Genomic DNA, 14,091 nt, shown 5'->3' with positions numbered 1-14,091 from the left:
GAGGAGATCGTGGATGTCACTGGTGCTGAAGGACGAACCGCTCGAAGGCGTGTGCCGCCTGACGCTGAACCGCCCGGCCAAGCGCAACGCGCTGACGACGGAGCTGCGGGAGAGCGTGGCCGAGGCCGTTGGCGAGGCGGCGGCGGACGGCGGCGTCCGCGTGATCCTGCTGACCGGCGCGGGCGGCCATTTCTGCGCCGGCGGCGACCTTGCCAGCCTGGAGGGCATGGGCGCCGCTGACGGGCGCCGCCGCATCCAGTCCGGCCACCGCTTGCAGCGGTTGATCATGGATTGCGCAAAGCCCGTCGTCGCCGCCGTCGAAGGCTATGCGATGGGCGCGGGCGCCGGTCTGGCCATGGCGGCCGATACGGTGGTCATGGACGCGGACACGACCATCGGCTTTCCGTTCCTCAAGGTCGGCCTCGGTCCCGACTTCGCGACAAGCTACATCCTGCCGCGCCGCGTCGGTCTGCAACTCGCCCGGCAGGCGCTGCTGCGGGCCAGGAACTTCAAGGGGGAAGAGGCCGTGCGGCTGGGCTTCGGCGACGAGCTGGCCGACACCGGCCATGTGCAGGAAAAAGCGCTGGAGATCTGCGAGCAGTACCGGGAGGCCGCGCCGCTCGCCCTCGAACTGACGAAGCGCCAGCTTGCCAGCGCACCGCAGTCGCTGGACGCCGCGCTGGAAATGGAAGCCACGATGCAGGCGCTGTGCTTCGAGAGCGCGGAATTCGCCGAGGGCGTCGCCGCGTTCAAGGAGAAGCGCAAGCCAAGGTTCCGCTAGGCCTTGCGCTGCCGCCCTCATTCCGTACCGAGGGGCCTGACTTCCTTCGTTCTGGTGTAGACAAGGGCCAGCCCGGCAAACAATACGGCCATCAGCGCGAAGACGAGGCGGTAGCCCAGCACCGCGCCCGTGCTGCCGGGCGGATGCGGCACGGCCGAGACCAGCAGGCCGGTCGCGTTCTGCATGATGAAGATGCCGGTGATGGCCAGCAGGTTGACGGTGGAGACAACGCGCCCGGCATAATCCTTGTGGAACAGGCTCTGCGCGTGCCCCAGCACCACGACGAAGAACGGCGCCGTGGCGACGACGGCGACGAACAGCGCGATCGCCGGCCAAGGGGAAAGATGCGCCACGAACGCCAGCGCGGCGAATTCCGCCGAAACCAGGCAGGCGCCCACGATGACGACGGCGCGGCGGGCGTTCAGCCATTTCTCGATGGGGCCATAGATCAGGACGCCGGTACTCATCCCGACCATCATCGCGGTCATGGCATAGCCGCGCTCGATAGGGCCCAGTCCGTGGACATCGCTGAGGAACGGGCCACTCCACAGGCCGAGCAGAACCTGCGCCGGGCAGTACAGCAGGACCGACACCAGCAGGATGGGCCGGAACCGGCGCGCACGCACCACCATCACGACACCGCGCACGCTTTCCATGAGGGAGGTCGGACGGTCGCCGCCCGGCGCCTCCGACTTCGGCCGGTCGCGAACGAAGATGCCGGCCAGCACCGCGACGAGCGACGTGATCACGGCCAGCCAGACGAACGCGGTGCGCCAGCCCGCCGCCTCGATGAAGGCGGCAAAGGGGGAGGTGGCCAGCAATCCGCCCGCCATGCCGACGAACAGGAAGCGCCCGGTGTAGGTCGTCAACGACTCCTGCGGGACCCAATGCACCAGGACCGCATAGGTTCCCATCATGGCCGCCGCGAATCCGGTTCCCAGCAGCAGGCGTCCAAGGCCCAACGTGCCCCAATCGCCGGCCGCCGCCATGGTAAGGCAACCGCCCACCGCCAGCACCGTCGCCACCGGGGTGACGCGCCGTGTGCCATAGCGATCCATCAGTACGCCGACGGGCAACTGCGCCAGGCCCTGGGCCACGAACATGGCGCCCATGACCAGGCTAAGCTGCTTGGCGTTCAGCGCGAATTCCGCCGTGAAAACCGTGGAGAGCACGCCGCCCGAAGAGCGGTGGAACTGACCCATCGCGAACAGCGCCGAGAGCGACGCGAATATCACCAGGAAGCGCGGCGAGCGGTGGAGGACGGATTCCCGCGTTCCTTCTGTGTCTGTATGGGCCTTGGCGGCTCTGGCCGGATCGGACACGGCGGCGGTATCTCCGGTTGTGAACCGAGCCATATTGCCACACTTCCAGGAAATGACAGAGTCATTGTTCTGGAATCGCACCCTTAGATGCGGCACATTAGAGGTGCAATTCTGGAGCGAAGAGGCCGCGGCGCGGCTGCGAGACCATGAAAGCAGGGCGATTCGAGACAATGACATCCGACGACGATACCCAACCGCGCGCGGACGCTATGGCCGATGCCAGGCGAGCCGCTTCAGGCCTTTCGCCGATCGAGGACGTCATCGACGATGCCAAGCGCGGCCGCATGGTGATCGTCGTCGACGACGAGAACCGCGAGAACGAGGGGGACTTCATCATCCCCGCGCAGTTTGCCGACGCGGACGCGGTCAACTTCATGGCCTGCCACGGCCGCGGCCTGATCTGTCTGGCGCTGACGCGCCAGCGTGTCGACGATCTGGGGCTGCCCCTGATGGCGCGCGGGGACGGCGACCGGATGCGCACGGCGTTCACCGTTTCCATCGAGGCGCGTGAGGGCATCACCACCGGCATATCCGCGGCCGACCGCGCCGCCACTATCGCTGCCGCCACCGATCCGAAGTGCGGGCGCAACGATATCGTGACGCCCGGCCATGTTTTCCCGCTGATGGCGCGCGATGGCGGCGTCATCGTCCGGGCCGGGCACACCGAGGCGGCGGTCGACATCGCCCGTCTGGCGGGGCTCTATCCCGCCGGCGTGATCTGCGAGATCATGAATGACGACGGCACCATGGCGCGGCTGCCCGACCTGAAACGCATCGCCGAGCGGCACTCGCTGAAGATCGCGGCGATCGCCGACCTCATCGCCTATCGCCGGCGGCGGGAGAAGCTGGTGGCGACCGTCCTGGAGCGCGAGGTCGACAGCCGCCACGGCGGAAAGTTCCGTCTTATCGTGTACCGGAACCTCGTCGACGGGGTCGAGCATGTCGCTCTTGTGAAAGGGGAGATCGACGGCAACGAGCCGACGCTCGTCCGGGTGCACGCCGTCAATCTGCTGGATGACATCGTCGGCGACCTCTTTTATCCGCGCGGCGGCGAGGTCTTCAAGGCGATGCGGCGAATCGGCGAGGTGGGGCGCGGCGTCATCGTCCTGATGCGCGAGGCCCACAACAGCAGTCCCTCCGAAAGCCTGAAAGAGCGCGACCAGCGCCGCCAGGTGAGCGGCAGCAACCTGCGCGACTATGGCACCGGCGCGCAGATCCTGGCGGATCTCGGGGTCCGGAACATGGTGCTGCTGACCAATTCGGCCCGCACGATCGTCGGCCTCGAAGGCTATGGCCTGAAAGTCGTCGACCGCGAAGCGCTGTAGCGCCGCGCACCCGAGCGGCCGCACGGGAAAATTGCTTCAAAGAAAGCGTGACAATATCGCTATATCGTGTTCATAATAAGCAGTACATTGAAACATCGCGCCGCTGAGCGCCTCCCCCTGGGATGGTCGGAAAGCGGTGACGGCCCGGAAGGCAAGAGGGGGTTCAAAAGAGCATGGGACGACGCTTCGAAGGCCGCACGGCAATCGTGACGGGCGCGGCCCGCGGCATCGGCCGGGCGACGGCGGATCGCTTCGCGGAGGCCGGCGCCCGTGTTGTTGTCGCGGATCTCGACGGCGGCGCCGCCGAGGAGGCCGCCGCCGGCATCGCGAAGGCGCATGGGGGCGAGGCGCTGGGTATCGCCTGCGACGTCGGCGAGAAGGACTCGGCGGAGGCGATGGTGGCGGCCGCGGCCGAGCGCTTCGGCGGTGTCGATATCCTGGTCAACAACGCAGGCGTGACCCGCGACAACCTGGTCCACAAGTTGAACGACGAGGACTGGGATTCCGTCATCGGCGTCCACCTGCGCGGCGCTTTCCTGTGCTCGCGCGCGGCGCAGCGCCACATGGTCGAGCAGCGCTATGGCAAGATCGTCAACCTGTCCTCGACCTCCGCGCTGGGGAACCGGGGGCAACTCAACTACTCGACAGCCAAGGCCGGGCTGCAGGGCTTCACGCGGACGCTGGCGCTGGAGCTCGGCAAGTTCAACGTCAACGTGAACTCGGTCGCACCGGGCTTCATCGATACGGAGATGACGCAGGCGACGGCGAAACGTCTGGGCTATGAGCCCGAGGCGTACAAGGAGGCGCGTGCCAAGAACATCGCGATCGGGCGCGTCGGCGTGCCCCGCGACGTGGCGAATGTCATCGCCTTCCTGTGCAGCGACGAGGCCAGCTTTGTCAGCGGCCAGGTCATCTACGTCAGCGGCGGCCCGGAAACCAAGCGATGACACTTTCCGGTTCCGGCCTGGCGGAGGTGCCGTCGAGACCGGCGAGAGGATCGGGAAGCTTGCGTTGAGGCGGGATGCGGCCGGCGCCGCATCCGAAGAAGGGCGCGTGGCCCGTGGGCCGCGTCGGCAATAAGGCGGACCGCCGCGACGCGGCCGCGGTTCGGATAAGGAATGGAGGTATTCGATGATCGACCCCGTGGACGTCCTGCAACGGGACGAAATCAGGGAGCTTGAGGAGCTGGCCACCAAGGAGTTCCGACCGCGCGGCCGCGCCTACGACGAGAACTGCGAGATGCCCCGCGAGAACATCCAGACGCTGTTCGAGCGCGGCTGGCTGACGACCACCTTGCCGAAGGAGATCGGCGGCAAGGGCAGCAACCTCGAAACGGACGATCCGGCCACCTATCTGCAGGCGCTGCGCATGATCGCGCGCGGGTGCAGCTCAACGGCGCACTGCTACCAGGTGCACAATCACACCGCCTGGGCGGTGCACGACCTCGGCACGCCGGACCAGCACGAGCGCTATATCCAGCCGATGTTCCGCCGGCCTTTCCTGAGCTCCTTCGTCGGCTCGGAAGCCAAGCGCAAGCATATGTACATGATGAACACCCAGGCGAAGAAGGTGGACGGCGGTTACATCATTCGTGGCGAGAAGAACTACGCCACCAACGGGCCGATGATGGGATTCGCGATCATCTTCTGCGCCATCGAGGGCGTCGAATCCTATCAGGACAACCACCTGATGGTGATGATCGAGCCCGGCATGAAGGGTGTCAGCATCGACAATGACTGGTACCGGCCGAACGGCATGCGCGCGGCCGCCAGCCCCGTCATCACGCTCGACGACGTCTTCGTGCCCGACGAGAATATCCTGGGCAAGCCGGGCGACTACCCGCGCGGGCGCTGGCAGGGTAAGTTCCATCTGGGCTTCACGGCGAACTATCTCGGCACGACCGAGGGCATGTACAACTGGTATCGCCAGTACGTCGTCGGTCGCGGCAAGGGCGGTTCGGACCTGATCCAGATGCGCACCGGCGAGATGCGGATCGCCCTGGACGCGGCGGAGTCGGTTTTCCACGACGCGATCCGCGCCTTCAAGACGAAGTCGGTGACCGAGGCGGAACTGCTGTCGATGAGCGCCAAGTCGATGGCCGCGCAGGTCGCCTTCGATCTGTCGCACAAGATCATCCACGCCGCCGGCTCCACGGCCCTGTTCGATCAGTTCCCGCTGAGCCGCTATCTCCGCGACCTCGAAACCCACGTCCTGCACGCCGGTCACGACCGCACCGCCCAGATCATCGGACAGTCCGAACTGGACCAGGAGTTCGATTCCACGCTGCAGCGGTAGCGGGCTCCATCCAACAGCAGGACAGCGGGAGAGGGGAAATGCCGGACGAGGTGCGGCGGTTCGACGAAGTCGCCGAGGGCGACGTCTTCAATCTCACGAAGGATCCCGTCACGACACGGCAGCTTGTGATGTATGCCGGCGCGTCCGGCGACTACAACCGGATCCACTATGACCAGCCCTTCGCGATCGAGGCCGGCCTCGGCGGCGTGATCGCTCACGGGATGCTGACCATGGGCTTCGCCGGGCAGGCTGTCACCACCTGGGCGGGGCCGGGTGCGCTGGTCCGGGACATCTCGGGCCGGTTCCTGACCCCGGTCAGACCCGGCGACTCCGTGCGCTTCGACGGCCATGTCACCCGCAAGTTCGAGGCCGGCGGCCAGCGCTGCTGCGAGCTTGAGGTGACAGGGCACGTCGAGGACAAGCAGGTCTTCGCCGGTGGCGCGGTCGTGGCGCTGGCGCGTTGACGGCGAACGCGGCGGCTTTCCTGGCGGAGAAGGCGGGATGATCACCCAGGACGATGCGCGCGCACCGGCCGTCCGGCGGCTGGCCACGTCGGCGCGCCGCTTGGAGACGCGCCACAAGGGCGGCCGTGTCGTCTGGCGCATCTGGGGAGAGGGACCACCCGTCGTCATGCTGCATGGCGGCTTCGGTTCGTGGATGCACTTCCTGCGCACCATTCCGGCGCTCGCCGAAAGCCGCCGTGTCATCTGTCCGGACATGCCGGGCTTCGGGGAGTCCGACGATCCCGCCGGTCCCGACCTGCTGGACGCCATACCGGCGGCGCTCGCCAGCGGGCTGGCGCGCTTCGCGGAGGCGCACGAATGGCTCGACGTGGCAGCTTTCTCCTTCGGCACCGTCATGTCCGGGGCGCTCGCCGTTCGCATGGCAAGGGCCGCGCCGGCCGGTCCGCGTGTCCGCCGTCTGGCGTTGTGCGCGCCGGCCGGGCTGGGCGTTCCCATGGGCGGCTTCGATGGCTTGCGAAGCCTGCGCGCCGGAATGTCCCAGGCGGAGCGGCTCGCGGTTCACCGGCATAACCTGTCCAGGTTGATGCTGGCCGACCCGGCGCTGATCGACGAGGAAACGGTCCTGATCCAGGACGCGAATGTCGGCGCGGCGCGCGCGGTGGGGCGGCCCTACTCGCGTTCGTCCGCCCTGAAGGATGCATTGGCCTTGAGGCCCGTCGAGGCCGTCGCGGCGATTTGGGGCAGTCGGGACGCTTATGCGCTTCGCAACCTGCACGCATACGAAGCGGCGATCCGCGGTCTCGTGCCGGACATCCGAGCGCACCGGATCGAGGGCGCCGGTCACTGGGTGCTTTACGAGCGGCCCGGCGAGGTCAACCGCGTGCTGCTGGATTTCCTGAACGAATAAGCCAACCGATTGCCGAGCGGAGCCATGAAGAAGGTACTCATCGCGAACAGGGGCGAGATTGCTTGCCGTGTCATCCGGGCCTGCCGGTCCCTGGGACTGAAGACCGCGGCGGTCTTCTCCGAAGCGGACGAGCACGCGCTCCACGCCGAGCTTGCCGACGAGGCCTATCCCATCGGCCCGGCACCGGCGCGCAAAAGCTATCTGGATCGGGCGGCGGTTCTGGAAGCTGCAAGGCTGTCAGGCGCCGACGCGGTCCATCCGGGCTATGGGTTCCTCTCCGAGAGCCCGGCTTTCGCGCGGGCGGTCGAGGCGGCGGAAATGACCTGGATCGGCCCCCGGGCGAAGACCATCGAGGACATGGGCGACAAGGAGCGCGCCCGCATGCTGGCGAAATCGGCGGGGGTGCCGGTATTGCCGGGCTCTCCCCGCTTCGCGGCGGGCGATGCGGCCGGCCTGGCGCAGTGCGCGGAAGACGTCGGCTACCCGCTGCTGGTGAAGGCGGCCGGCGGCGGCGGCGGTATCGGCATGCGTCTGGTCGAGGGGCCGGAGCGCCTTGCCGAGGTCGTGGAGGCGACGCAGATGCAGGCCGAACGCACCTTCGGCGACGGTACGGTCTATCTTGAGCGCTTCGTCGCCCGCGCGCGCCACGTGGAAGTGCAAGTGTTCGGCCTGGGCGATGGCCGTGTGGTAACCTTTCCGGAACGCGATTGCTCGGTCCAGCGCCGCTTCCAGAAGGTGATCGAGGAATCGCCGGCGCCGGGTCTCTCTCCGGTGACGCGGGAGGCGATGCGAAAGGCGGCGGAGGCGCTGGCCGCGCAGGAACGCTATCGCGGCGCCGGCACGGTCGAGTTCGTGCTCGACGGCGACAGCGAAGAGTTCTTCTTCCTGGAGATGAACACGCGCATCCAGGTGGAACACCCGGTCACGGAGATGGCGACCGGCGTCGACCTGGTCGGGTTGCAGCTTCGGCTCGCCGCCGGCGACGGCCTTGAGGCCCTTGCCGACGCATGCCCGGTGGCCGAGGGCCATGCTATAGAGGCACGCATATACGCGGAACGTCCCGAAAAGGGGTTTTTGCCGTCTCCCGGCCATCTTGAGCGATGCGATCTGCCGGAGCAGGCGGACGGTCTGCGTATCGACGGCGGGATACGCCAGGGGGATACGATCACCGCCCATTACGACCCGATGATCGCGAAGCTGATCGCCGTGGGCGATGACCGGCAACACGCGATCGAGCGGTTGCGGGCCGGCCTTGCGCAATGCCGGATTTCCGGTGTAGCAACGAATCTGGACTTCCTGCTCAACGTCCTGGCGGACGAGGCTTACCGTAAGGGGGGCGTCTCCACCCGCTTTGTCGAGGAGAACCTGCGCGCGCTTACGACTGTCCCGGCCGATCATGCATAGGCGTGCGAGCTGCCGCCGGGACAGCGCCGCCGCCGCTGGCCCATGCCATTTGCGCGCAGGTCCACGCCCGTCACCGATGCGGGAATTGCCGAGCTTTCATATGAACGGTGCGGAAGCCACGACGACATGACGTCAGAGATTCGTCCGAAGTTCCCCGGCACCGTGATCAAGCGGATGACCGCCAGCCTCGTCGACCTGTGGCCGGGTCTTCTCACCTCTTTGACCATCGCCGTCGCCGCGATGTTCGTCTCCAGCCGCTATGGCGGGCCGACGCTGCTTTTCGCGCTGTTGCTGGGGATCGCGTTCAACTTCCTCTCCGATCACGCGCGGGTCATGCAGGGTGTGGAGTTCGCCTCGCGAACCGTGCTGCGGATCGGCGTCGCGCTGCTGGGCGCGCGAATCGGAGTGGAACAGATCCTTCAGGTCGGCTGGGTGGCGGTGGTGTTGATCGTCGGCATGGTGCCGCTGACGATACTGTTCGGCCGGCTAATCGCGCGCCGTCTGGATCAATCGGGGCAGATGGGGATTCTCACCGGCGGGGCCGTGGCCATCTGCGGCGCCTCGGCGGCGCTGGCGATCTCCAGCGTGCTGCCGCCATCGCGCAGCCGGGAGCGGGACACCCTGTTCACTGTCGTCGGCGTCACCACGCTCAGCACCATATGCATGGTGTTCTATCCCGCTGTGCTCAGTCTCTTCGACCTCTCCGATGTGCAGGCCGGCTATATCATCGGCGCGAGCGTGCACGACGTGGCGCAGGTCGTCGGCGCAGGCTATGTGATCTCCGAGCAGGCCGGCGATACGGCAACGCTCACCAAGCTCCTGCGTGTGGCGATGCTGATTCCGACCACGCTGATCCTCGCCTTCGCCGCGACCCGCTTCGTGACCGGCGGCGCAGGTGGCGCGGGCAAGGCGCGCGTGAAGGTTCCAACCTTCCTGATCGGCTTCGTGATACTCGCGGTCATGGCAAACCTATCGGTGCTGCCGCCTGTAGCCGTCGAGGCCGCAAGCACCGCTTCAAGCTGGTGCCTCGTGACGGCGATCGCGGCGCTCGGCGTCAAGACGGCCATCAAGGATTTCCTCGAACTGGGCTGGCGCCCAGTGGCCTTGATGGTGGTGGAAACGGCCTTCCTCGCGGCGGCCGTCGCGACGGCGGTCATTGTCGGCGGGTCTTCCGTGGTCGTGGGGTAGACGGGGTAGCAGGCCAGCACCCAGGCCGTAGAAGTGGCGCGGTGGTCATCCCGTGCTTGCCCTGTCGTCCGCAAGAGGGCATGCACTGTATCTTATTCCAGCCCGTACCGACCGGGGAAATACGGCGATGGCTCAAGGCGTCACTTGATCCATGCTGCAAGAGTTTGTAAACCTTCGTAGAAAATAATCGAGGTATACCTCATCGAATTGAATCGTGGCAGGCGGCCACATGGCCGGATGACACATACTAAATGCATCGGTTCGCTGCGTCGGGATTTGTTGCGTGGCGATATGTTGCTGGGGTTCAGGGGACGGGTCGTGGACATATACAAGCTTTGCTTGGCCAAGAGCGCCTCGGTCGGCGTGCTTTTTCTCTTTGCCGCCAGTGGATCGCCGGTCGCCTTGGCTGCTTCCGAGGGAGGCGGCCCGGAGGTTTCTCACCCCACCGAGTTCGCCGCTTCGTCCAGCCCCGGCGTCGTCCAGGTGAGCCAGAGCAGCGACGACGAACTGCTCGCAGATGAAGACGATGGCAACGACGATCTGTTGTCGGGCGATGGGGGCGGCACGGACGATGCTCTGATCTCGGGCGGCGACTCGGACAGCGGGGATCTTCTACTGGACGACTCTGCCGGCGCCGACGGTCTCCTGGACGAGGACCCGGAAGGCGACCTGCTCGACAGCAGCGGCGAGGCCGAAGTGGAGGCGGTTGAGGACGGCGACGGCGACCAAGGCTCCGAGGTCGAGAAGGTGGAATGGTCGCCGCGGATGGGCACTTACGAAGACCCGCACGCGGCCGTGTTCCAGGAGGATCAGTACCCGAGCGCCAGCGAGTGCAAGACCTGCCACGAGCGTATTTACTGGGAATGGGCCGCTTCCAACCACGCCTACGCTTCGATCTCGCCGATGTTCCACAAGTTCGAGCAGAAGATCACCGATCTCAGCCAAGGCACGATCGGATCCTTCTGCGTGCGCTGTCATCAGCAGGTCGGTACGCAGCGCGGCGAACCTCGCTGGTTGCCGCTATGGGAGCGCAGCAAGGTCTCGCGCGAGGGTGTAACCTGCATCACCTGCCATCGCGTCGCCAGGCAGTACGGCAAGGTGAATGGCGAGCGCTTCGTCGAGCCGGGCGATCTGTCGGAACCGATGAAGTCCGACACGGATGACAGTCAGTTCGCAGAGGTCGCGGAAAACCCGTCGGATTACAGCGTGGCGCTGGACGGCAAGCAACGCGGCCGCGAAATCCACTCGGGCGTCATCTCCTTCGAACAGATGTCGAAGTCGGAGTTCTGCGTCTCATGCCATCAGGTCGCCGTCCACCCTGGCATCAAGCTGGAGATCGTCTGGGACCAGTACCGCAACAGCCCGGCCCTGGCGGAAGGGGTAACCTGCCAGGACTGTCACATGGGCCGGACGCCCGGCGTCGCCGACGGCTACGAGCAGGACTTCGCCGCCGTGGTGGGCGGGGAGCCGGTCGGCAAGAAGACCGATCACCACAACCACTCTTTCTACGGCCCCGGTTATTCGATCGCGCATCCGGGGATTTTCCCGCACAATCCGGACGCCGACCGCTGGACGGTCGAGGAGTGGCTGAAATTCGACTACCGCGCCGGCTGGGGCAAGCGGGACTTCGAGGAAGCCGCGTTCATCGCCAATGACGCCTCCACCTTCCTGCCGGATCAGCTCGATGCAATGGAGGCCGCCGCGGCTGAAGGCTCCGAGCCGCAGCTTGAGGAGTTGCTGCGTCAACGAGAGCGCCTGGCCACGGCGGTGGATATCCGGGCCGGCCAGCTTGAACGGCCTGGGGAACTGCGGCATGCGTATGAACGCTTCACCGCCGCGGTCGACGACCTCGAAGCTGCTGTTGGGTCCGACCGCATCCAGGTCGAAAACGTTACCGCTGTGCGGGACGCCTTCGCGGAATTGGAGACGGCCTTCGCCTATGACTTTCCGGACGCATGGGCTTTCTCGGTGGATCGCGAGGACGCCCGTGAAGTGGTCGAGTTCAACCTTGACCTGCTGGACGAGAAGCGCAAGCTGCGCCGCCAGGTGATGGAGAACGGGACCCGCATCGACGGGCCGTTCTTTGACGAGCCGCCGAGAGTCGGCGAATCCTTCGAGTTCTCCTATCGCGTGGTCAACGTCGACGAGGGCCACAACCTGCCCTCCGGCTCGCTGGGCGCGCAGCCGGAACTGTGGCTCAACGTCGCTCTGATCGATCCCGACGGCAACACGGTCTTCGAATCCGGCTACGTTGACAGCAACGGCGACATGGCGGACCTGCATTCGCACGACGTGCGCGCCGGCGAGATCGAGCATGACGATCAGCTGTTCAATCTGCAGACGAAATTCCTGACGACGAACGTCAAGGGCACCGATCGGGAAATGTACCTGCCGATCAACTTCGACCTCGATCAGTTGCCGTTCATCCGGCCGGCGACCGTGCCGACGACAGTGCTCAACCATCCGCCGTTTATCCGCATGGAGAATCGCAGCGTCCCGCCGGGTGGCAGCCGGATGGCGGAGTACACCGTGCCGGCGGAAGCCATCAGCAAGCCTGGCCACTACCGGCTGGCGGTACGCATGCGCTCTCGCGCCGAGCCGATCTATTTCATGAAGTTCGTCGAGGCGACGCCCGAGATGGAGCGCGCGATGAACGAGTGGATGCTCGATATTCATCCCTACACGGTGGAATTCGAGGTGTCGGACTAGAGAAGGGGTCGGGCCGTTCCGCCGCTGCTTGGGCGGGCGACCATTTGGGGGGATCGATAAGATGTTGTGGTTCGCTCGCTCGCAACGAGCCATCGACGGCGTGCGCCGCTGGGTACCAATGAGCGCCGGCGTCGCTTTCGCGGCGTTCCTTGCCGTTGCGCCGGCGCCGGGATCGGTTGCCGCGGCGGAGGACGGCGCACACGAAAAGCCTGAGCCTCGGATTCCCGAGGGTGTCGAGCGGGTGCCTCACGACGCCGACGTGTTCAAGCCGGACCCGGGTTACGAAAGCGATCCCTACAATCCGGGCGCACAAGTCGAGATCTATGGCGGCAAGTCTGAAGTCGACGAACCGCGTCCGGTTTTCGAACTGCAGCGACCGCTGTACGTCGAGGGCCCGTTCGAGCCGGGTTCGGAGATTACCGGTTCGAAGAACCTTTTCATCCCCAATCTTCGCGTCTTTGGCGACTGGCGCAACGAGGTCGTCTACGCCGATAACGGCGCGACAGAGATCGGGCAGGCGGCGACCCGTCTCAATATCGACGTGGACCTGGGCCTGACCGCGACGGAGCGTTTGCACGCCTTCTTCCAGCCGCTGGACAAGAATGGCAAATTCACGCGCTGCGAATTTTTCGGCGGCGATTCCATAGACGACTGTGAACTCGAGCTCGATGGCAACGCCGAGACGCTGTTCTTCGAAGGCGACATGGGGCGCATCACCGAAAGCCTGACCGGCGAGTACAACAACTACGATGTGCCCTTCGCGGTCGGCAAGGTGCCCTTCGTGGCGCAGAACGGCCTGTGGATGGAGGACGCCATCATCGGCGGCGCGGTTGCGATCCCGGCGCTGAACAGTCCGTCGCTCGACATCTCCAACATGGACATTACTTTCTTCGCCGGCTTCGATGACGTCGACAACCCGGGCATTGTCGACGCCAATGGCGCCGTCGACGATAACGACCTCAATGTCTATGGCGCCATGGCCTTCATCGACGCCACGCAGGGCTACTGGGAAGCGGGCATCGCCTACCTCGACGGGGAGGGCGAGATCGAGGACCAGAGCAACGTCTCGGCCACGATCGCCTTCACCCGGCGCTATGGAGGCTGGCTCTCGAACTCGGTCCGCGTATTCGGCAACTTTGGCCAGGACCGTGACAACGGCTTGGACGAGACCGCGGATGGCTTCGCGCTGCTGGTCGAGAACTCGCTGATCACCGCAAAGCCGCTGACCTTCGTGCCTTATTTCAACGCCTGGGTCGGGATCGACCGGCCGCAGCCGCTGGTCAGCGACCAGGGACTTTTGCAGAATACCGGCATCGCCTTTCAGGCCGATGCACTGACAGCCTTCCCGGAACTCGACGATACCGCGGCCGATACCTTCGGTGGTGCGCTCGGTATCGAGTATCTGTTCGACCTCGACCAGCAGATCGTCGGTGAGGTTGCGACGGTGCAGACGCACCAGGGCGACCGTGTCCAGGGTCAGCCGGCTCAGGGGGAGCAATACGCGCTCGCGCTGCGCTATCAATTGCCGCTGGCTCGCGACTGGATCTTCCGTGCCGACGCGATCCACGGCTGGCGCGAGAATGCCGATGACATCACCGGCATTCGCACGGAAATCCGCTGGAAGTTCTGATCAAGAGGCACTGCCTGTTCAAGCGGTCAGGTCCCTGAAGCTCCGTCACCGTCAGGGCCGGCAACG

11 protein-coding genes are annotated in these 14,091 nt (G+C 65.8%); 10 read left to right on the top strand and 1 reads right to left on the bottom strand.

Going from position 1 to position 14,091, the window contains the following annotated elements:
• Positions 1–13: 13 nt before the first annotated feature.
• The gene (locus DRB17_RS08910; RefSeq protein WP_114581849.1) at positions 14–781 is read left to right on the top strand and encodes an enoyl-CoA hydratase/isomerase family protein; all 768 of its coding nucleotides are present in this window, start codon (positions 14–16) and stop codon (positions 779–781) included.
• Positions 782–798: 17 nt separating this feature from the next.
• On the opposite strand, the gene DRB17_RS08905 is transcribed toward DRB17_RS08910, so the two are convergent.
• Positions 799–2,136 (bottom strand): MFS transporter, encoded by a 1,338-nt coding sequence (locus tag DRB17_RS08905; RefSeq protein WP_161958758.1) that lies wholly within the window; start codon positions 2,134–2,136, stop codon positions 799–801.
• 176 nt (positions 2,137–2,312) lie between these two features.
• Between DRB17_RS08905 and ribB the strand changes: the two genes are divergently transcribed.
• From ribB to DRB17_RS08860, 9 genes are all read left to right on the top strand, one after another.
• Positions 2,313–3,428, top strand: coding sequence for a 3,4-dihydroxy-2-butanone-4-phosphate synthase (gene ribB / locus DRB17_RS08900; protein WP_241503787.1), 1,116 nt, complete (start codon positions 2,313–2,315; stop codon positions 3,426–3,428).
• A gap of 173 nt (positions 3,429–3,601) precedes the next feature.
• Positions 3,602–4,375 (top strand): SDR family oxidoreductase, encoded by a 774-nt coding sequence (locus DRB17_RS08895; protein ID WP_114581847.1) that lies wholly within the window; start codon positions 3,602–3,604, stop codon positions 4,373–4,375.
• A 184-nt stretch (positions 4,376–4,559) separates the two neighbouring features.
• On the top strand, positions 4,560–5,723 hold the full coding sequence (locus DRB17_RS08890; RefSeq protein ID WP_114581846.1) for an acyl-CoA dehydrogenase family protein: 1,164 nt from the start codon (positions 4,560–4,562) through the stop codon (positions 5,721–5,723).
• 38 nt (positions 5,724–5,761) lie between these two features.
• Positions 5,762–6,187 (top strand): MaoC/PaaZ C-terminal domain-containing protein, encoded by a 426-nt coding sequence (locus DRB17_RS08885; RefSeq protein ID WP_114581845.1) that lies wholly within the window; start codon positions 5,762–5,764, stop codon positions 6,185–6,187.
• A 37-nt stretch (positions 6,188–6,224) separates the two neighbouring features.
• A complete protein-coding gene (locus DRB17_RS08880) occupies positions 6,225–7,094 on the top strand; it encodes an alpha/beta fold hydrolase (RefSeq protein WP_147274862.1) in 870 nt (289 codons plus the stop codon).
• A gap of 24 nt (positions 7,095–7,118) precedes the next feature.
• Complete coding sequence (locus tag DRB17_RS08875) at positions 7,119–8,498, top strand: acetyl-CoA carboxylase biotin carboxylase subunit (RefSeq protein WP_114581843.1); 1,380 nt, start codon at positions 7,119–7,121, stop codon at positions 8,496–8,498.
• Between the two features lie 126 nt (positions 8,499–8,624).
• Positions 8,625–9,686, top strand: coding sequence for a YeiH family protein (locus DRB17_RS08870; RefSeq protein WP_206607830.1), 1,062 nt, complete (start codon positions 8,625–8,627; stop codon positions 9,684–9,686).
• A 318-nt stretch (positions 9,687–10,004) separates the two neighbouring features.
• The gene (locus tag DRB17_RS20540) at positions 10,005–12,395 is read left to right on the top strand and encodes a multiheme c-type cytochrome (RefSeq protein ID WP_206607829.1); all 2,391 of its coding nucleotides are present in this window, start codon (positions 10,005–10,007) and stop codon (positions 12,393–12,395) included.
• Between the two features lie 61 nt (positions 12,396–12,456).
• Positions 12,457–14,025, top strand: coding sequence for a hypothetical protein (locus tag DRB17_RS08860; protein WP_147274861.1), 1,569 nt, complete (start codon positions 12,457–12,459; stop codon positions 14,023–14,025).
• Positions 14,026–14,091: the final 66 nt, after the last annotated feature.

The organism is Ferruginivarius sediminum (genome assembly GCF_003344765.1).
In the GTDB taxonomy this organism is placed as follows: Bacteria; Pseudomonadota; Alphaproteobacteria; order Kiloniellales; family Rhodovibrionaceae; genus Ferruginivarius; species Ferruginivarius sediminum.
Note: the sequence above shows the minus strand (reverse complement) of the source record. Positions and strands in the feature narration are given on the sequence as shown.

Coding starts and splice junctions, on each gene's coding strand:
- DRB17_RS08910 (WP_114581849.1), top strand. CDS start 14: ATGTCACTGGTGCTGAAGGACGAACCGCTCGAAGGCGTGTGCCGCCTG.
- DRB17_RS08905 (WP_161958758.1), bottom strand. CDS start 2,136: ATGGCTCGGTTCACAACCGGAGATACCGCCGCCGTGTCCGATCCGGCC.
- ribB (WP_241503787.1), top strand. CDS start 2,313: ATGGCCGATGCCAGGCGAGCCGCTTCAGGCCTTTCGCCGATCGAGGAC.
- DRB17_RS08895 (WP_114581847.1), top strand. CDS start 3,602: ATGGGACGACGCTTCGAAGGCCGCACGGCAATCGTGACGGGCGCGGCC.
- DRB17_RS08890 (WP_114581846.1), top strand. CDS start 4,560: ATGATCGACCCCGTGGACGTCCTGCAACGGGACGAAATCAGGGAGCTT.
- DRB17_RS08885 (WP_114581845.1), top strand. CDS start 5,762: ATGCCGGACGAGGTGCGGCGGTTCGACGAAGTCGCCGAGGGCGACGTC.
- DRB17_RS08880 (WP_147274862.1), top strand. CDS start 6,225: ATGATCACCCAGGACGATGCGCGCGCACCGGCCGTCCGGCGGCTGGCC.
- DRB17_RS08875 (WP_114581843.1), top strand. CDS start 7,119: ATGAAGAAGGTACTCATCGCGAACAGGGGCGAGATTGCTTGCCGTGTC.
- DRB17_RS08870 (WP_206607830.1), top strand. CDS start 8,625: ATGACGTCAGAGATTCGTCCGAAGTTCCCCGGCACCGTGATCAAGCGG.
- DRB17_RS08860 (WP_147274861.1), top strand. CDS start 12,457: ATGTTGTGGTTCGCTCGCTCGCAACGAGCCATCGACGGCGTGCGCCGC.